Annotated in this window: 16 protein-coding genes and 2 tRNA genes; 10 read left to right on the forward strand and 8 right to left on the reverse strand. The window is 73.0% G+C overall.

Annotation, left to right across the window (positions count from 1 at the left end; genetic code table 11):
• Positions 1–25 precede the first annotated feature (25 nt).
• Positions 26–865 (forward strand): GNAT family N-acetyltransferase, encoded by an 840-nt coding sequence (locus tag O7595_RS28180; RefSeq protein WP_269731391.1) that lies wholly within the window; start codon positions 26–28, stop codon positions 863–865.
• 124 nt (positions 866–989) lie between these two features.
• On the opposite strand, the gene O7595_RS28185 is transcribed toward O7595_RS28180, so the two are convergent.
• A complete protein-coding gene (locus O7595_RS28185; protein WP_269731392.1) occupies positions 990–1,496 on the reverse strand; it encodes a DsbA family protein in 507 nt (168 codons plus the stop codon).
• Between the two features lie 194 nt (positions 1,497–1,690).
• On the opposite strand from O7595_RS28185, the gene O7595_RS28190 reads away from it, so the two are divergent.
• Together O7595_RS28190 and O7595_RS28195 are read left to right on the forward strand one after the other, a co-directional pair.
• Entirely contained in the window at positions 1,691–2,143 is a 453-nt protein-coding gene (locus O7595_RS28190) for a hypothetical protein (protein WP_269731393.1), read from the forward strand.
• A 134-nt stretch (positions 2,144–2,277) separates the two neighbouring features.
• Entirely contained in the window at positions 2,278–2,430 is a 153-nt protein-coding gene (locus O7595_RS28195) for a hypothetical protein (RefSeq protein ID WP_017945528.1), read from the forward strand.
• A 22-nt stretch (positions 2,431–2,452) separates the two neighbouring features.
• On the opposite strand, the gene O7595_RS28200 is transcribed toward O7595_RS28195, so the two are convergent.
• Positions 2,453–3,019 carry a CGNR zinc finger domain-containing protein gene (locus O7595_RS28200; RefSeq protein ID WP_269731394.1) on the reverse strand — a complete coding sequence of 189 codons (567 nt, stop codon included), beginning with the start codon at positions 3,017–3,019 and terminating at the stop codon, positions 2,453–2,455.
• Between the two features lie 190 nt (positions 3,020–3,209).
• A complete protein-coding gene (locus O7595_RS28205) occupies positions 3,210–3,623 on the reverse strand; it encodes an SsgA family sporulation/cell division regulator (protein ID WP_003959770.1) in 414 nt (137 codons plus the stop codon).
• Between the two features lie 188 nt (positions 3,624–3,811).
• On the opposite strand from O7595_RS28205, the gene O7595_RS28210 reads away from it, so the two are divergent.
• Together O7595_RS28210 and O7595_RS28215 are read left to right on the forward strand one after the other, a co-directional pair.
• Positions 3,812–4,270, forward strand: coding sequence for a TIGR02611 family protein (locus tag O7595_RS28210; protein WP_269731395.1), 459 nt, complete (start codon positions 3,812–3,814; stop codon positions 4,268–4,270).
• A gap of 96 nt (positions 4,271–4,366) precedes the next feature.
• Positions 4,367–4,441 (forward strand) — tRNA-Val (locus O7595_RS28215).
• An 81-nt stretch (positions 4,442–4,522) separates the two neighbouring features.
• Here the strand turns inward: O7595_RS28215 and O7595_RS28220 are convergent.
• Entirely contained in the window at positions 4,523–7,084 is a 2,562-nt protein-coding gene (locus O7595_RS28220) for an SCO7613 C-terminal domain-containing membrane protein (RefSeq protein ID WP_269731396.1), read from the reverse strand.
• Positions 7,085–7,249: 165 nt separating this feature from the next.
• Between O7595_RS28220 and O7595_RS28225 the strand changes: the two genes are divergently transcribed.
• A tRNA-Val gene (locus O7595_RS28225) sits at positions 7,250–7,321 on the forward strand.
• A gap of 343 nt (positions 7,322–7,664) precedes the next feature.
• Here O7595_RS28225 and O7595_RS28230 read toward each other — a convergent pair.
• Complete coding sequence (locus tag O7595_RS28230) at positions 7,665–8,393, reverse strand: 3'-5' exonuclease (RefSeq protein ID WP_269731397.1); 729 nt, start codon at positions 8,391–8,393, stop codon at positions 7,665–7,667.
• A 172-nt stretch (positions 8,394–8,565) separates the two neighbouring features.
• Between O7595_RS28230 and O7595_RS28235 the strand changes: the two genes are divergently transcribed.
• The 3 genes from O7595_RS28235 (at position 8,566) to thrS (ending at position 12,940) form a co-directional block, all read left to right on the forward strand.
• Complete coding sequence (locus tag O7595_RS28235; RefSeq protein ID WP_269731398.1) at positions 8,566–9,129, forward strand: DUF4365 domain-containing protein; 564 nt, start codon at positions 8,566–8,568, stop codon at positions 9,127–9,129.
• Entirely contained in the window at positions 9,129–10,397 is a 1,269-nt protein-coding gene (locus O7595_RS28240; protein ID WP_269731399.1) for a hypothetical protein, read from the forward strand. The genes O7595_RS28235 and O7595_RS28240 overlap by 1 nt, the downstream gene beginning before the upstream one ends.
• Positions 10,398–10,963: 566 nt before the next feature.
• Positions 10,964–12,940: a threonine--tRNA ligase gene (gene thrS / locus O7595_RS28245; RefSeq protein ID WP_269731400.1), complete on the forward strand. Its 1,977-nt coding sequence runs from the start codon at positions 10,964–10,966 to the stop codon at positions 12,938–12,940.
• A 64-nt stretch (positions 12,941–13,004) separates the two neighbouring features.
• Here the strand turns inward: thrS and O7595_RS28250 are convergent, their stop codons facing one another.
• On the reverse strand, positions 13,005–13,697 hold the full coding sequence (locus tag O7595_RS28250; RefSeq protein WP_269731401.1) for a potassium channel family protein: 693 nt from the start codon (positions 13,695–13,697) through the stop codon (positions 13,005–13,007).
• A gap of 67 nt (positions 13,698–13,764) precedes the next feature.
• Between O7595_RS28250 and O7595_RS28255 the strand changes: the two genes are divergently transcribed.
• A complete protein-coding gene (locus O7595_RS28255) occupies positions 13,765–14,325 on the forward strand; it encodes an HIT family protein (RefSeq protein ID WP_269731402.1) in 561 nt (186 codons plus the stop codon).
• Positions 14,326–14,368: 43 nt separating this feature from the next.
• Here O7595_RS28255 and O7595_RS28260 read toward each other — a convergent pair whose 3' ends face one another.
• Positions 14,369–16,024, reverse strand: coding sequence for a hypothetical protein (locus tag O7595_RS28260; protein WP_269732662.1), 1,656 nt, complete (start codon positions 16,022–16,024; stop codon positions 14,369–14,371).
• A gap of 273 nt (positions 16,025–16,297) precedes the next feature.
• Complete coding sequence (locus O7595_RS28265; protein ID WP_269731403.1) at positions 16,298–18,505, reverse strand: elongation factor G-like protein EF-G2; 2,208 nt, start codon at positions 18,503–18,505, stop codon at positions 16,298–16,300.
• Positions 18,506–18,514 lie beyond the last annotated feature (9 nt).

Here is an 18,514-nt window from a genome sequence, read left to right on the forward strand (position 1 = left end):
CCTCCGGGCAGGTAGAACACCCCTGATGACCACCACCCTGCGGCCGACCGGGCCGCTCCAGCGGGGCGCGGACGGCGCCTTGGCACGCGGCTACGACGTCTGCGTCAACGGCAGGCCCGTGGGCACCGTCGAACTCGCCCGCGACCCGGACGCCGGTCCGTCGGCCGGTGTCGTGCGGGCCCTGCGCATCGACGAGGGGGACCGTGGCCGTGGCCGGGGCGCGGTCGCGGCGCTCGCGGCCGAGGAGGTGCTGCGCGGCTGGGGCTGCAACCGCGTCGTGGCCGTCGTCCCCGCGGACGCCACCGCCGCCCTGCGTCTGGCCACCGCGCTCTGGTACACGGGGACCGGCCGCACCCTGCGCAAGGAACTGCCGCCCGAACCGCCCGCGCTGCCCGACGGAATGGCGAGCCGCCCTCTCACGGACGCGGAGTTCCCGTCGTGGCGGTCGGCGGCCGTCGAGCGGTACGCGCGCACCTGGACGGAACGGGGCCTGCCCCCGGACCGCGCCCGCGCCCGGTCCGAGACCGACCACCGCGAGAAGCTCCCCGACGGGCCCGCGACCCGAGGCGCATGGCTGCGCGCGCTGGTCGTGGACGGCGCAGCCGTGGGGCACGTCTGGGTCGCGGAACACGCGCCGCGTCCGGGGGAACCGGGCGCCTACGTGTACGACGTGCACGTGGACGAGGAGCACCGCGGCCGGGGCTGCGGACGCGCTCTGATGCTGGTCGCCGAGCGGATCGCCCACGAGGCCGGCGCGCCCGGGCTCGGACTGCACGTCGCCGCCGGGAACGCGCGGGCCGCCGGCCTCTACGCGTCACTCGGCTACCGGACGGCCTTCCACCACCTGGCCAAGCCGCTGGTCTAGTGCCCGGGCGGGGTGTCCCGTCGAGGACCGGCGTCCGGTGCACGGGTTCTCCCCGGCCCTCCGGGCCGAGGGACCGCGAGGTGCCGCCCCCGGTTGTGCCGCGCGTACTGCCGGGGGCCGCGCGTCACTCCGCGAGGAGCCGGTCCGCGATCCCCTCGATGCGCTCGCGCAGCCCCTCCTGGCTCTTGCCGCCGTCGAGCCTCTCGTCGCCGATGACGTACGTCGGGGTGCCGGTGACTCCGATCGCCTTGCCCTCGGCCTGGTCGGCGTCGACGATCAGGATGTGCCGTCCGTCGACCAGGGCGGTGTCGAACTCCTCGGCGTCCAGGCCGAGTTCACGGGCGATCCGAACGAGGAAGCGCTCGCCCTCGCCGTCCAGCTCCTCGACCCGGGCGAGCACGGCCTCCACGTACTCCCAGCCCTTGCCCTGTTCGACGGCCTCCTCCGCGGCCTGCGCGGCGGCGAAGGCGTGCTTGTGCTTCTCCAGCGGGAAGTGGCGCAGGCGGAGCTCCAGCCGGTCGCCGTAGCGCGCGCGCAGGGCCCGCAGGTCGCAGAGGGCGGTACGGCAGTCGGGGCACTGCAGCTCGCACCAGACGTCCAGGACGACGGGGGCGGGGGAGGGGTCGCTCATGAGGCCAGTCTTCCAGCCGTGCCGTCCGGGTCCGGACCCGGACCTGCCCGGCACCTGAGGAGGAGGCCGCCCCGGAGATCTCCCTGAGGTGGGCCGGGGCCGTGGCCCCGCCCCCGCCACCCGGTGCAGGATGGAGGTGACCGCTTTCTCCCGGGCGACCCCGGGAGTGCCGTCCCGCTCGCCTGGAGGACCGGATGATTGCCGAGACGATTTGTGCCGCGGTGTCCGCGGCCGGACTGGGCATCGCCGCGGTCGCGGCGTACCGGAAGCGCTTCCTCACGGCTGCCCGCATCGCGGCGTACGCGCTCGTCCCCCTGGGCCTCGTCCTGACGGGCGTCGTGGAGTGGGCGGCGGGCACGGTCTTCAGCCCCACGGCCTGGGTCGGCGTGGGTGTGCTCGGCGCGGCGTTTGGGCTGTTCATGACCACGCGCGCCGTGGAGCGGCGCAGACTGGCCAGGGCGTCCGCGGAGGACGGCGCCGGACCGCGCCCGGTCGCGCCCTCGGCCTCGGCACCCGCGGTCGGCAGGGCCGGCCGCCCGACCGCCGGGTCCGGGGGAGCGGCCAAGGCCAAGGGGAAGCCGTCCGCCGCCGGGACGGACGACGACTTCAGCGACATCGAGGCCATTCTGAAGAAGCACGGCATCTGAGCCGCGAGGAGCCGGCCGGTCCCCGCGGTGCGCGGCCCCGCGTCGAACACCACCACGGGATCCGGTGAACTGCCCCGGCGTTCACGCGTGTTGGACGTTCGTCGGGGCACGTCCTGCGTCATCATCACCCCGAGATGCTGGATACTTCCCGGGGCCAGGCCCCCGCCCCCTCCGACGAGCCGCGTGGCTGTCTCTTCGCGCTCTCCCAGCCGCCCCTGATGATCTTCCTCGGGGTGATCGGCTGTCTTCTGCTCATGGCCGCGGTCCACGACCTCTTCCTGCTGTGAGCCGACGTGACCCGACTGGAACTCAGCCGGCCGCTTCCCTGCGGCGTGCCCGGTAGGCGGCGACGTGCAGGCGATTGCCGCAGGTGCGGCTGTCGCAGTAGCGGCGCGAGCGATTGCGTGACAGATCGACGAAGGCGCGGCCGCAGCCCGGCGCCTCGCAGCGCCGCAGCCGCTCCTGCTCGCCCGCCACGATCATGAACGCCAGGGCCATGCCGCAGTCGGCCGCGAGGTGCTCGGCGACCGAGGCGCCCGGCGCGAAGTAGTGGACGTGCCAGTCGTAGCCGTCGTGATCCGTCAGCTGCGGTGTGGTCCCCGCGGAGGCCACGAGCCGGTTGATGAGCTCGGCGGCGGCTCGGGCGTCCGGCGCGGCGAAGACGTCCTCGAACCTGCTCCGTACCTCGCGCACGGCCTTGAGGTCCGGTGCGCGGAGCTCGCCCACGTCACTGATGTTGTACTTCTGCACGAACGTGTAGAGCGACGGGACGTCCCCGAGCTCGTCGCCATCGGGGCTCTCGTCGCGTTCGGGCGCGGTGTTCAGCAGATCGACGACGATGTCGAGGGCGATGCGGGTGTCGTGAGGGATCAGCACGATTCGCTCCCTGGCCTGCTGCGGGCTGGGCGCCCGCCGAATTGCGCTGACTCTAGCCGGTCCGCGGAGAACGCGACGGCGCCGTCGTCGCGGTGGATTCCGCGGCGACGGCGCCGGAGCTGCCCTTATGCGGTTGTCCGTGCGGTGCCGTCTCCCCGAGTCGGACGGCGCCTGCTGCCCTCGCCCTGGATCAGCTTTCCGCCAGGATGTGCGAGAGCTCGGTATCGAGATCGAAATGGCGATGCTCCGTGCCGGGCGGGACCGCGGCGTCCGTCCGCTTGAGGAACGACTCCAGGGCCCGCGCCGGCGCCTCCAGCAGGGCCTCGCCCTCCGGAGAGCTCAGTGCGATGCAGACGACGCCCTGGCCGTGACTGCGCGACGGCCAGACTCTGACGTCGCCGGTGCCGGTGGGCCGGTGAAGCCCCTCGGCGAGAAGGTCGCGGGCGAACACCCATTCGACCGTCTCCTCGGCTCCGGTATGGAAGGTGGCGTGCACGGCATACGGATCGGCCGTGTCATACCGCAGGCCCGCGGGTACAGGCAGTGAGGACTCGCTCGATACAACGAGGCGCAGGTGCAGCTCGCAGCTGACCGTGGTGTTCATAAGCGCCAGGGCCTTTCGCTCAGTGTGCGCTCGGGGATTCGCACGTCGGCGAAATCGACATGCCACCTACGGTGCCGTTGTAAACCCCTCTGTCTGTTTTGTGATCCTTGGGGTACCCCGTTCGGAGGAGTCCCACGTACGACCGTGCGGTCATGCCGACCGGCTGATTCGTCGGGTACGTTGGGATTATGAATGCGGAGAGTGACGAGCGGACCGGGGCTGCCGCTACTGCGGCCCCAGGCTCCGCCACGGGGGATGTGACCGCGCCCGGCGAGCTCGTTCTCGGCTCGAGGGCGCCCGAGTTCGTGAAGAGACGGCGGACGCTTCATCTGAGCTGGCAGGTCGGCGTCTTCATCGTCGGCCTCGCGGTCGTCGTGGCCGGCGTGATCATGCTTCCGCTGCCCGGGCCGGGCTGGTTGGTGATCTTCGCGGGCATGGCGATCTGGGCCACGGAGTTCGTCTGGGCGCAGCTCGTCCTGCACTGGACGAAACGGAAAGTGACCGAGGCGGCACAGCGGGCGCTGGACCCCAAGGTCCGCCGGCGCAACCTCGTCCTGACCACCGTCGGCCTGGTGATCATCGGCGTGCTGTGCGCGATCTACCTCTCGGAATTCGGGTTGGCGATGCCCTGGAGGATCGAACAGTGACCGAGGCCTGACGGCGACCGCCCGGAGGCCGCTTCCGGGCCGGGGTCAGGTGGTCATGGGGCACCGCTGACATGGGGTAATCTTTGCGGTGCGCCCGGGCGATTAGCTCAGTGGGAGAGCGCTTCGTTCACACCGAAGAGGTCACTGGTTCGAACCCAGTATCGCCCACCACCCGGACCGAAGGCCCCGGAGACCGAGAGAGTCTCCGGGGCCTTCGGCGTGCCCGGCCGCGCGCCCGGCGGGATCACCCGTTCAGCGCATCCGGCCGAGGGTCTCCCGGATCCGGCGAGCGTCGCGCAGCCGCTGCTCGTACGTCGCCCCCACGGCCAGCAGCAGCAGTCCGGCCAGCGCCGGCGGCAGCCACCGCGGCAGGGCGTCCACGACCTGGACGACGTACGGCGCGAGTTCGTGCAGCGCGTCCAGGGCGAGCGTCAGCCCGCCGAGGACCAGCGGGGCCCGGAGCCGCAACCGGGCGCCGGCGAGCGTCACCCCGAGGGCGGCGAGACCCAGCAGAAGCGGTCGCGGCCAGTCGGTGTCGCCCCAGGCCGCCAGCAGGCTCGGCACCAGCGTCGCGGCGAGCCCGGGACCGTACGCGGCCCACGACGAGGCGGACGGGTCCCTGCGCCGCCGCAGTAGGCCGACGGCCAGCGCCGGGACGGTCACGGGCAGGGTGTACGCCTCGGGCACCTCCACCCCGGAGACGGCGAGGCGCACCCACGTCGCGGCGACGAACAGCACCGCGGCGACGTACCCGGCCAGGGGCCGGCGCTCGGCCCGTACCGCCGTGCCCGCGGCCACGACGCCCGCGAGCGCGAGCACCAGCGCCAGGGTCGGCGGGTGCGGCACCGCCAGTGCCACGGCGACGAGTCCGGCCGCGGCGGACGTCGTCTCCGCCGGCAGGACGACCGGGTGCCGGCCGAGCCCGGCGCCGAGCAGCGCGGCCGCCGCCGGTACGGCGAGGAGCGCGAGGCCGATGCGGTGACCGGGAAGCTCCGCCGCGGCCGCCGCCGCGGCCACGAGCCCCGTGGCGCCCACCACGGCCGCACAGGTGGCGGCGGTCCGGACGAGCCCGCGGGCCGCCGCCGCTGCGCCGCCGCCGAGTGCCACCAGCACACCCAGCGCGATGAACGTGGCGGGCCGGGTCGCCAGGCCGAGCAGCGCGGCACTCGTCGCCGACCCCAGCGCGCACACGAGCGCCGTCCCGGCGAGGGCGCGGGCGGGGTCGAGGGCGCCCGACGGGGGCTCCGGCCGTGCGGTGACGGGTTCGCCACGGGGGGTGCCGTCGGGCCGGACCGGTACCGCCTCGGGGCCCGCGGCGCCGGCCGTCTCGCCGGTGGTGCGGCCTCCGCCGCCCGCTCCGGCGACGGGGCGGGCCGGGTGCGGCATCGGTCCGGCCTCCTGCGTCGTCGGGAGGAAGGCGGCCGCGAGCGAGGGGCGGGCCGCCAGGGTGAGCGCCGCGGCCGTCACCGTCAGCTGGACGGCGAGCGTGGGTCCGAGCGGGAGGGACAGGGCGACGGGGGCGGCGACAGCGGCCGACCACGTCAGCACGAGCGCCGCGCACTCGGCGGCGGGGCGGGGCGGCGGCACGGCGGGCAGTAGCCGTGGCGCCGCCCACAGGGTCGCCGCCACCGCCGCCAGGGCCACCGGAGCGGTCCCCGCGCCCGGCAGGGCGACGTCGTGGACCGGCGGTCCGCCCCAGACGTCCTCGAGGGCGGCGGCCGGTCCCGTCAGGGCGAGCAGGGCGGCCGGCGCGGCCCACAGCGCCGAGGCGAGATGGACCAGACCGGAGGCGGCTGCGAGCCCGGTGAGCACCCCCCGCGGCAGCGGGGCGCGTACGGCCGCGAGCAGTATCCCGGCGCACAGCAGGTACGTGGGCACGGCCCAGTCGGCCGGCACCGTCGCCCGCAGCACGCCGCCGGCCGCGGCGACCGCCGCGAGACCGCCGACGGCCGCGGTCACCGCCGCTGCCGCCGGTGCGCGCCACGCGGCCACCAGCGCCAGGGCCGCGGCGGCGAGGAGCAGCATGGCCGGTTCCGCCGAGGCGGCCGGGGACCCCGCGGACAGGGACAGCCAGAGGCCGGTCAGCAGGGACCAGCCGCCCGTCGTCACGGCGCCGGTGACGGCGAGCGCCCGGACGGCCTTCCGCCGGGTGGCGAGCGCGATCACGATGTCGGTACCGGCCGTCGCCAGCGTCGCCCACGCGGTGACCCCGATGCCGCCGCCGGCGGACAGCGCCCAGAGCGGCAGTGGGAGCTGGCCCGCCACCACCGCACCCGGCAGCGGCAGGCGCAGCCGGCCGACGGCGCTCCCGTACGCGGCCCACACCGCAGCGAGCACACCGGCTGCCAGGGCCGTGTAGGCGACCGCGTCGGTCCCGGGAAGCGCGGCGCGCCGCAGCGCGTACGCGTCGAGGACGGTCAGGACGAGTCCGAGCGCCGCCACCGACTCCGCGGTCGAGACGAGCTTCCGTCGCAGCAGCAGGAGCGGCGTCCCGAGGGCCGTGACGGTCACCGCGCCCAGCACGAGCGCGCGGCCGCCGATGCCCATGTGGCCCCAGCTGACCAGGGTGAAGGCGACGGCGGCGATCGTCAGCAGGACCCCGCCCAGGGTGAGCAGGACGTTCTGCGCACTGGGCGGCGACGTCTCGGCCGCCGTCCCCGGGGAGCGGGCCGGGGCCGGTGCGGCGCCGGCGGCCCGGAGAGCCGTCAGCAGCCAGGCTCTGCGGGACAGCAACTGGGCCCTGCGGGCGTCGAGTTGGACCAGCTCACGGTCGATGAGCCGGAGCTCTTCGGCGGGCGGCGGTGCGTTCTCCATGGCGGCGAGTGTGGCGCGGGACACAGGGTGCCGGAATGGGCGTGGATACTCAGATCGCGGGTGAGTACGTGCGCACCCGGTGCCGAGCCCCGGCGGGGGCGGTCGAGGGCCGGAAAGGGAGTTTGAAGGAAACCCGCCGGTACCTGTATGGTTCAGTGCGTTCCCGGGCGATTAGCTCAGCGGGAGAGCGCTTCGTTCACACCGAAGAGGTCACTGGTTCGAACCCAGTATCGCCCACAGGCAGAGGCCGGTCCGTCATCAGGCGGACCGGCCTTGTGCGTTCCCGGGTCAGCGTGCCTGATGGATCATCACCAAAGCCATGTGAAAGGGAGTCGGGACCGTCTTCCGCCTCCCTCTTGACTCGTTCCCGACCGTTGGCTTGAATGCGCATGAAGAGGTCCAGACCAATCGGCCCCGTGGAGGGGGCCGGTCTCCGGTCCTTCCCCCGGCCGGCGCCGGAGCGGGGGAGAGCGGCTGGGGTCCGGGCGGCGGCCGGTGCCCGGCCCCACGGAACGTACGGGTGTCCCGAAGCGGCGGGGCACCCGTACCCGTGTCCGGCCCTCCGCGGCAGGAACGCCGGTCATGCCGCCCGGGCCGGAAGCTCGGGCCGCAGCGGCCACGCCGGATCCACCGACTCCTCCGAGCCGTTCCGGGCGAACCAGGCCTGCAGTCCTCGCGCCTGCGCCGCGTGCCACACCGCCTGCAGCGTGTGCAGCTCCGCCGCCGACAGCCGCTCCAGACGTGCGGCGAAACGGCGCCCGACCGCCCGGACGACGTCCAGCGCGGCGGTCGCGTCCGCCGCCGCGTCATGGGCCCCGGCCAGTTCGACGCCGTACTGCTCGCACAGATCGGTGAGCGTGCGGCGGCCCTTGCGGTAGCGGTCCAGATGCTTGTCCAGCACCCGGGGGTCCAGCACGCACATCGGGACGTTCTCGAGGTAGCGCGCCAGCGACGAGGCGCGGTGGCGGCGCAGTTCACGGTCGAGCAGGGTCAGATCGAACGGCGCGTTCATCACCACGAGGGGGCGGCCCGCCGCACACTGCTCGGCCAGCGACCGGCCTATCTCCTCCATCACCGGCGCCGGCCAGCGGCCGTTGTGCTGCAGATGCTCCTCCGTGAGGCCGTGCACCGCGGTCGCCTCGTCCGGTACCGGCACGCCCGGGTTGACCAGCCAGCCGGTGACGCGCGTGCGTCCTCCCGGCGAATCCTGGACCACGAGCGCGGCCGACACGATGCGGTCGTGCTCCACGTCCACTCCGGTTGTCTCGGTGTCAAATGCGGCCAGGGGCCCTTCGTACCAGTGCGTCATCCCCGAACTCCTCGCCCATGCCTGGCAGATGGTGATATCCCCTGCCCGAATCGGTGATACCCGGACCGTTTGCGCACTACGCGGCCGGGTGACAACACAGATGACGGGGCGCGCTGCTGACGGCCCGTCGCAAGGACAAACCAATGGCACAGCCCGGAAGGCAGACGGAGCCATGGCGCTCGCGCAGCCCGAACCGGGTGCGCTGCCCGAGCGGACCGCACCGCTGCGCGGAGCACTCGCCACCACCGCCTGCATGGAGACCCTCCAGGTGGGGTACCTCCACGCGGTCGCGGCCGCCGCCGGCTGCTCGCTGTCCCAGCCGTTCCCCGACAACGGGATCGACTGGCACGTCAGCCACAGCGCTCCCGGCCACACCGTCGACGACGAGGTCACCATCAAGGTGCAGTTGAAGGCCACGTACCAGCTCGCACCCCACCCGCGCGGACCCGCCTTCTCCTTCGCGCTCGACAACGAGCACCTGGTGAAGCTGGCCCGTACGCCCGTGTCGGTGCACAAGATCCTCGTCGTCATGATCGTGCCGCGGACCCGGGACGAGTGGCTGCGGGCCGGTCACGACCGGCTCGATCTCCGGCACTGCTGCTACTGGGCCAATCTGGCCGGCCACCCGGTGACGGGCCGGCGGCGGACCACCGTGCGGATCCCGACCTCGCGCATCTTCGACGACCGGGCGCTCTGCGAGATCATGACGCGGGTCGGGACGGGAGGGAGACCCTGATGCACCGCCCGATCGACGAATCCGCACCGCGGCCGGGCCGCTCCCCCGCGGTGCCGCACGCCCGTCCCGTGCCCCTGCCGTTCCCCGACGGCGTGCCCGCGCCCTGGTACGGCAGCGGAACCCCCGACCCCGCCCTGGTCGACCCCCTGGTACTCGGCGCGCTGCTGCACCGGCACGGATGGCGCAGACGCGGAGGGGCGGCCGGCCGGTACGCCCGCTGGACACCGCCGGGGCCCGGGGCCGGGGGCACGAGCCTGCTCGTGCCCGAGAGCCGGGAGTTCCCCGACTGCGAGGACCTGCTGGGCGAGGCGCTCACCGCGCTCGCCCGGTCCGCCGCGCCCTCGGCCCGCGAGGTGCTGGTCGGGCTGGCCGTGCCGAGCGACGAGATCCGCTGGTGGCGCGACGTGCCCCAGGGCCCGTCCGGCGCGGCGTCCTGGGCCGTGCAGGAGCAGTTGAGGTCCGCCGCCCGGCAACTGCTGCTCGCGGGGGCGCTCGCCGTGCGCGGGCGCGCCGGCTATTACGGGGCGCGCCACCGGCGGCAGGCGCAGGCGGTGCTGGAGGGCGTCCTGGTGGGCCCGGCGCCGGGCGGGCGCGGACTGACCGCGTTCGTGCCCGTGGACACCGGCAGGTCCGTCGCCGTCCGGCTGCACCACGCGCTGCACGCGGCACGCGAGGCGATCGACTACCGGCGTGCAGCCGGCGGTATGGACGCCTTCGACGCGGCGGTCGCGGCGGGGGTCAGCCGCGAGCTGACCGAGGCGCTGGTGGCGCTGGTGCGGGGGTCCGAGGGCGCGCGGATCGCGGTGGCGTGGTCCCCTTCGGCCGGAGTGCCGGAGGGCTGCGCGGCCCGGCCCGAACCGGTGGAGTTCTCGCCCGGCGACCTGCCCGCCCTGCGCGCGGCCGGCGCGCGCTATCTGCGGGACGAGCCGTCCGTTCCGGTCCGCGTCACCGGCACGGTGGTCCGGATGCGGCGCTCGGGCACGCGCGGCGAGGGGACGGTGCGGTTGCGCGTCCTCGCCGGGGCGGAGGTGCCGCATGTGCGCGCGGTTCTGGACGAGGACTCTTACCGGACCGCGGGTCACGCCCATCTCGTGGGGCTCCCGATCCGCGTCGTCGGCCGCCTCGAGAGCCGCGGCGGCTTCCGTCGCCTCAGCGACGCGACCGACGTCGTGCCGGTGCAGGTGGACGAGGCGGAGCGGGACAGGCTGATGAAGGCGCTGCACGAGAACCTGGACTTCTTCGAGGAGGCGTGCGGAGGGGACGACTGACGGGCCCGCCGCGGTGCGCCCGCGGGACTGCGGGGCGATGCCGCGCCGGCTCATGGGCGGCGGGCGGAAGGACCGCCGGTGGATCGGCGGGCCCCGGGTCCGCCCGGGCTCGCTCGCGGGACGACCTCCGGCTCCCGGGCGCGGGGGAGTCCTCGGTGAAGCCGGGCGGCGCCCGAAGACGGAGGCGGCGGCGGGCGCCCGGCCGGGAACGCCGCACACGGCGGCGCGACGCCTGCGCGTCCGGCGGCGCTGCGCGGCGGCCTGCGCGTCGGATGGTGCTGCGCGTCCGGCGGCCTGGGCGTCGAACGGCGCTGTACGTCCAGTGCCTGCGCGTCTAGCGGCGCTGCGCGTCCGGCGGCGCTGTCCGGCGGCCTGCGCGTCGAAGGGCCCGTACGTGCGACGGCAGCGCACCGCGACGGCCCGCGCGGGCGGCGCGAGCCGTTCGGGGCGTCCCGCCCATCGCACGCGCGCAGCGCGTTTCGCGGGGCCGATCCGACGCTCGGTAGCATGACGTAGTGCACGCGCGATACCTCGGCGCGTGCTCCCCCTTCAGACAGGAGAGACCGGTGTCAGACGTCCGTGTGATCATCCAACGCGATTCCGAGCGGGAAGAGCGCGTGGTGACCACGGGCACCACGGCGGCCGATCTCCTCGGCGGCGAGCGCACCGTGATCGCCGCGAGGGTCGGCGGGGAGCTGAAGGACCTCGCGTACCAGGTGAGGGACGGCGAGATCGTCGAGCCCGTCGGGATCTCTTCCGAGGACGGCCTGAACATCCTGCGCCACTCCACCGCGCACGTCATGGCGCAGGCCGTGCAGGAGCTGTTCCCCGAGGCCAAGCTCGGCATCGGCCCGCCGGTCCGGGACGGCTTCTACTACGACTTCGACGTGGAGAAGCCCTTCACCCCCGAGGATCTCAAGGCCATCGAGAAGAAGATGCAGGAGATCCAGAAGCGCGGGCAGCGCTTCTCGCGCCGCGTCGTCACCGACGAGGCCGCGCGTGAGGAGCTCGCGGACGAGCCGTACAAGCTGGAGCTCATCGGGATCAAGGGTTCCGCCTCGCACGACGACGGCGCCGACGTGGAGGTGGGCGGCGGCGAGCTGACCATCTACGACAACCTGGACGCCAAGACCGGCGAGCTGTGCTGGAAGGACCTCTGCCGGGGTCCCCACCTGCCCACCACCCGCAACATCCCGGCGTTCAAGCTGATGCGCAACGCGGCCGCGTACTGGCGCGGCAGCGAGAAGAACCCGATGCTGCAGCGCATCTACGGCACCGCCTGGCCGTCCAAGGAAGAGCTGAAGGCGCATCTGGACTTCCTCGCCGAGGCCGAGAAGCGGGACCACCGCAAGCTGGGCAACGAGCTGGACCTCTTCTCCTTCCCGGACGAGGTCGGCTCCGGGCTCGCGGTCTTCCACCCCAGGGGTGGCGTGATCCGCCGGGTCATGGAGGACTACTCGCGCAAGCGCCACGAGGAGCACGGCTACGAGTTCGTGTACTCGCCGCACGCGACCAAGGGCAAGCTGTTCGAGAAGTCGGGCCATCTGGACTGGTACGCCGAGGGCATGTACCCGCCCATGCAGCTCGACGAGGGCGTGGACTACTACCTCAAGCCCATGAACTGCCCGATGCACAACCTGATCTTCGACGCGCGCGGTCGCTCGTACCGTGAACTGCCACTGCGCCTCTTCGAGTTCGGCACCGTGTACCGCTACGAGAAGTCGGGCGTCGTGCACGGTCTGACCCGTGCCCGCGGCTTCACCCAGGACGACGCGCACATCTACTGCACCCGCGAGCAGATGGCGGAGGAGCTGGACAAGACCCTCACCTTCGTCCTGGACCTGCTGCGCGACTACGGTCTGACCGACTTCTACCTGGAGCTGTCCACCAAGGACCCGAACAAGTTCGTCGGCTCCGACGAGGTCTGGGACGAGGCCACCGAGGTGCTGCGGCAGGTGGCCGAGAAGCAGGGCCTTCCGCTCACCCCCGACCCCGGCGGCGCGGCCTTCTACGGCCCGAAGATCTCCGTCCAGGCGAAGGACGCGATCGGCCGTACCTGGCAGATGTCGACGGTCCAGCTCGACTTCAACCTGCCGGAGCGCTTCAACCTGGAGTACACCGGCCCGGACGGCACCAAGCAGCGCCCCGTCATGATCCACCGGGCGCTGTTCGGCTCCATCGAGCGCTTCTTCGCGGTGCTGCTGGAGCACTACGCCGGTGCCTTCCCGGCCTGGCTGGCGCCCGTCCAGGCACTGGGCATCCCGATCGGCGACGCCCACGTCCCGTACCTGCAGGAGTTCGCCGCGAAGGCGAGGAAGCAGGGGCTGCGCGTGGAGGTGGACGCCTCCTCTGACCGGATGCAGAAGAAGATCCGCAACGCCCAGAAGCAGAAGGTCCCCTTCATGGTCATCGCGGGTGACGAGGACATGGAGCACGGCGCGGTGTCCTTCCGCTACCGCGACGGCTCCCAGGAGAACGGCATCCCCGTCGACGAGGCCATCGCCAAGATCGCCAAGGTCGTCGAGGAGCGCGCCCAGGTCTGAGCCGGCCACGGTTCCCGGGGCCCTGCCGGCCGCGGGAGGCCGGGCCCGCGGCCGCCCCGCACCGTCAGGAGGAGGCCCCCGGAGGACGTCGGTCCTCCGGGGGCCTCCTCTCGTCCTCGCGGGTGAAGACCTGGATCAGCCAGGACGAGAACGAGCCGGTCACCGCGCCCAGCAGCGCCAGCCCGCAGATCATCAGCCCGACCGCGATGACCCTGCCCCACGCGGTCACGGGCGTGACGTCCCCGTACCCGACGGTGGTCAGCGTCTCGCACACCCACCACACCGCGTCGCCGAAGGTGAGGATCGTCGCCCCGGGAGCGGTCCGCTCCGCGTGGTAGACGGCGAGCGCCCCGGCCCAGCCCAGCAGCACCGCGCCCAGGCCGGCGTAGACGATCACCCGTGCGTAGAGGCTGAGGACCGGCTGGTCACGCCGCCGCTGGAGCGTCGTGTACAGCTTCACCAGCCGCAGCGGGCGCAGCAGCGGCAGGAGGAGCACCAGGGCGTCCAGCCAGTGCGTCCGCAGGAAGCGGTGGAGCCGCCGCCTGCTGAGCCGCAGGCGCACCACGAAGTCGGTCAGGAAGACCAGCCACATCAGCAGCATCATGGCGAGGGCGATCTCCCTCCACACCACGTCCGCGCCGTGGGCGAGGATCCGCACCGAGTACGCGGCCAGGAAGACCAGCGAGGCGTAGAACAGCGGGAGCTCGGCCCGCTGCTCCCAGCGGTCCAGTGGGGTGTCTGCCCGTTCGGCGTCCATCCGGCCAGCATCGCCGGGAGCTGCCCGGGTCCGCCCCCGGCGACACGCTCCGGACGGGCGAAGTCATATGCTGCACCACATGACGAGTGAGCCGGAGCAGCAGATCGGGGTCGGCGTCCAGGACGCCTTCCAGCGGCTGTGGACGCCGCACCGCATGGCCTACATCCAGGGCGAGAACAAGCCGACCGGCCCCGGGGCCGCCGACGGCTGCCCCTTCTGCTCCATCCCCGCCAAGTCCGACGAGGACGGGCTCGTCATCGCGCGCGGCGAGAGCGTGTACGCCGTGCTCAATCTGTACCCGTACAACGGCGGCCACCTGATGGTGGTGCCGTACCGGCACGTGGCCGACTACACGGACCTCGACGGGGCCGAGACCACCGAACTCGCCGAGTTCACCAAGCGGGCGATGACGGCGCTGCGGACGGCCTCCGGGGCGCACGGCTTCAACATCGGCATGAACCAGGGCACGGTGGCCGGCGCCGGCATCGCCGCGCATCTGCACCAGCACGTGGTGCCGCGCTGGGGCGGTGACACCAACTTCATGCCGGTCATCGGCCACACGAAGGTGCTGCCCCAACTCCTCGCCGACACCCGCAAGATGCTCGCGGACACCTGGCCCGCCGCGTAGTACCCGCTCCTCCCGATCCCGGGGACGCTCCGGGGCCGCCAGGTCACGCGTCGTACGCGTCCGCCTTGCGCGGCATCGGGTCCTGCACGCCCGCGCTCAGGAACGACGATCGGGTGCTGAAACGCTCCGTGTCCACGCCGTTCTCCTCGAGCACCCGCATCGCGGCGGCGTGGGCGACCCGCAGCACCGGCGTCGCCGCCCGCATCGCGTCGTCGGCCATGAAGCGGTGCCGCCAGGGCTGCTCGGCCCACGCGTGCCGCAGACCGAACGGCTCGGGAAGGATCAGCTTCCCCCCGAGGAAGTCCAGCATCGGCGGGTACCACGTGAACGGTGCCCGGACCATCTGCCGCACCACCTCCGGGGTTTCCACCAGCGGCAGCCGGCGCTCGACGGTCTCCCAGAACCGGACGGTCTTGGCGACCTCCACGGTCTTGGGCGCGGGCTTGCCGGTGAACAGGGAGTGCACCGGGCCGAGCGCGTGCCCGGTCACCTCGATGCGCAGCGTTTCGAACAGCACCGTCACCGTGATCATCATGGTGATGACCAACTGGCCGTCCCACAGGGTGAACTGGACGCCCAGATAGTGCCGGTTGCCGCTGCCGAACTGCTGGTGGTCGCAGATCCGCTGTATCTCGTGGCGCTTCACCTGGAAGGTGTCCACGTCCTGGCCCTCCGGACGCGCCACCTCGGCCGCGCCCTCCCCGACCGGTACGACGATCCAGTGCTTCACCGACGGCTTGGGGAAGCCGCCCGTGTTCAGCGGGCCGCGCTGGAGCAGGGTCAGCCGGTCGTGGATGACCTTGACGACGTCCCAGCTGCGGAACTGGTGGAACTCCTTGCCCGGTTCCCTGGCCACCAGCTCCTCGGCGAGCTGCCAGCTGCCCCAGCGGGTGCCCATGCCGAGTATCCCCTTGGGACCGGCGTAGAAGACCGTGTTGGACTGCTGCTCGGCGGTGAGCTTCTCCAGGCCCTGACGCAACTCCTCGGCCGCGGTCTCGTTCGGGTTGCCCGGCACGGCCTCCGGAACCTTCGCCCCGATGCCGCCGCCGGAGAGGAGGGCGTCCCAGCGGGCCCGCAGGTCCTTCGCCGTGGACTCGCAGATGCGCTTGGCGAACAGCCAGCCGATCACGGGGGCGACCACCATGGCCCGCAGGTAATACCCCCAGAAGCCGCTGAAGGGCAGCGCGATCAGGAAGACCACCGCGAGCACGCCCACCGCCATCAGCAGCGCCGACCCGATCGCGCCGGCCTTCCTGTCCTTCGAACCCGCGAGGGTACGGCGCAGCTGGAACACACCGATCCACAGCAGCGCGCCGGGCAGGAAAAGCAGTCCGAACAGCGCCATGACCGCGGTCAGCCGGGCGTCCCGCTGCTTGCGGATCCGGCTCGCCGCCAGCGCGTGCTCCACCACGGCCTGCGGCTCGGCCCCGAACGACTGGATCAGCGGTTTGCGTGCCCCGCCGAGCATCCGCACCTGGACCGCCCGCGAGAAGGCCTCGCCCAGATTCGGCTCGAAGAGCGAGAACTTGCCCTTCTTCACCTTGGACTGGTGCCACTCGTTGTTGGCCTTGAGTATCTCCTCGAGGGGGCTGTCGCGGTAGGCGGCCGAGGCGAGGGCATGTGTCGCCGCCGTCCGGCCGGCCGCCCCATGCACCGGGATCTGGGCCCCGGGAGAGAAATCGAATGCCTGGTCCGCCACTACCGCCCCCATCGCCGCCTCATCCGCACTGCGGCCTTCCCGACTACCGTGCCCCGCACACCTTCTGAGCGGCGCAACACAGCGTATCGGGGTGGTGGCCCACGCGTCAGCACCGCCTTTCCGCCCTCCGGGGCGGCGGACCGGGCGCGCGAGTGCCGCCCGCCGAAGGGGGGTTCGGCGGGCGGCACTCCCCACCGGGGCCCGCTGTCCGCGTCCTGCCGCGGCAGGACGGCCGGCCGGGCCACGGAAGGCCGGCTTCCGGGCGTCGGGTCCCTACGCGGCGGCCGTGGTCTCCTCCCGGACCTTGGCCGCCATCTGCGGCGGCATCGCCTCGTGCCGGGCGTACGTCCGGTCGAAGCGGCCCGTGCCGTGCGAGACGGACCGCAGGTCCACCGCGTAACGGCCGATCTCGATCTCCGGCACCTCGGCGCGTACGACCGTCCTGCCGGTGCCCGCCTGCTCGGTGCCGACCACCCGGCCGCGCCGGCCCGACAGATCGCTCATGACCGCGCCGACGTACTCGTCCGGCACCATCACCTGCACCTCGGCCACCGGCTCCAGCAGCTCGATCCGGGCCTGCGCCGCCGCCTCGCGCAGGGCCAGCGCGCCCGCGGTCTGGAAGGCGGCGTCGGAGGAGTCCACCGAGTGCGCCTTGCCGTCCAGCAGCGTCACCCGCACGTCGACCAGCGGATGACCGGCCGAGAGGCCCTTGGCCGCCTGTGCCCGGACGCCCTTCTCCACCGAGGGGATGAACTGGCGGGGGACGGCGCCGCCCACGACCTTGTCGACGAACTCGATGCCCGAGCCGGGCGGCAGCGGTTCGACCTCGATCTCGCAGATCGCGTACTGGCCGTGCCCGCCGGACTGCTTCACATGGCGGCCCCGCCCCGCCGCCGGCCCGCCGAAGGTCTCCCGCAGCGGCACCTTGTGCGGCACCACGTCGACCTGGACCCCGTACCGGCTGCGCAACCGCTCCAGCGCCACGTCCATATGGGCCTCGCCCAGACACCACAGCACCACCTGGTGGGTGTCCTGGTTCTGCTCCAGGCGCATCGTGGGGTCCTCCGCGACCAGCCGGGCCAGCCCCTGGGAGAGCCGGTCCTCGTCGGCCTTGCTGTGGGCCCGGATGGCCAGGGGGAGCAGCGGGTCGGGCATCGCCCAGGGTTCCATCAGCAGCGGGTCCGTCGTCGAGGAGATGGTGTCGCCGGTCTCGGCCCGTCCCAGTTTGGCGACGCAGGCGAGATCGCCCGCGATGCACCGGCCGACGGTGCGCTGCTGTTTGCCGAACGGGGAGGAGAGGGCGCCGATGCGCTCGTCGACGTCGTGGTCCTCGTGCCCGCGGTCGGCCAGCCCGTGTCCCGACACGTGCACGGTCTCGTCCGGGCGGAGCGTCCCGGAGAAGACCCGGACCAGGGACAGTCGGCCGACGTACGGGTCGGAGGCGGTCCTGACGACCTCGGCGACCAGCGGCCCGTCCGGGTCGCAGCTGACCGCGGGCCTGGGCCGGCCCTCCGGGGTGGTGACCGCCGGAGCCTCGCGCTCCAGCGGGGTCGGGAACCCGCCGGTTATCAGCTCCAGCAGCTCGACCGTGCCGAGTCCGTGCTTCGCCCCGTTCGTGGCCGGTGCCGCGGCCAGTACCGGATGGAAGGCGCCCCGCGCGACTGCCTTCTCCAGGTCGTCGATCAGCGTCTTGAGGTCGACCTCCTCGCCGCCCAGGTAGCGCTCCATGAGCGTCTCGTCCTCGCTCTCGGCGATGATCCCCTCGATCAGGCGGTTCCTGGCCGCGGACAGCAGCGCCTCCTCCTCGGGTCCTGGGGCCTTCTCGACGCGCTCACCGCCCGAGTAGTCGAAGAGCTTCCGCGACAGCAGCCCGACCAGTCCCGTGACCGGTGCGTGGCCGTCGGCCGCCTCCGGTCCGTACCGCGGGAGGTAGAGCGGCAGCACGGCGTCCGGGTCGTCACCGCCGAACAGCTGCCCGCACACCTCGATCAGTTCGTCGAACCCGGTGCGGGCCGTCTCCAGGTGGGTCACCACGATGGCCCTGGGCATCCCGACCGCCGCGCACTCCTCCCACACCATCCGGGTCGAGGCGGGCACGGCGTCGGCCTCCTGCGCGGCCGAGACGACGAAGAGGGCCGCGTCCGCAGCTCGCAGACCGGCCCTGAGTTCCCCCACGAAGTCGGCGTACCCGGGGGTGTCCAACAAGTTGATCTTGTACCCACCCCATTCGACCGGGACGAGACTCAACTGCACGGAGCGCTGCTGGCGGTGCTCGATCTCGTCGTAGTCCGAGACCGTCCCGCCGTCCTCGACGCGTCCCGCCCGGTTGACCGCCCCGGCCGTCAGGGCCAGGGCCTCCACCAGGGTCGTCTTCCCCGATCCGCTGTGGCCGACCAGCACCACATTCCGTACGGATGTCGGCCGGTCGGCCGTCGTAGCCCTGCCGGCGGCTCCGGATTGTGCATTCGCCTTGTCGCCCATGATTCGTTC

The sequence above is a fragment of the Streptomyces sp. WMMC940 genome, from assembly GCF_027460265.1.
Lineage (GTDB): Bacteria > Actinomycetota > Actinomycetes > Streptomycetales > Streptomycetaceae > Streptomyces.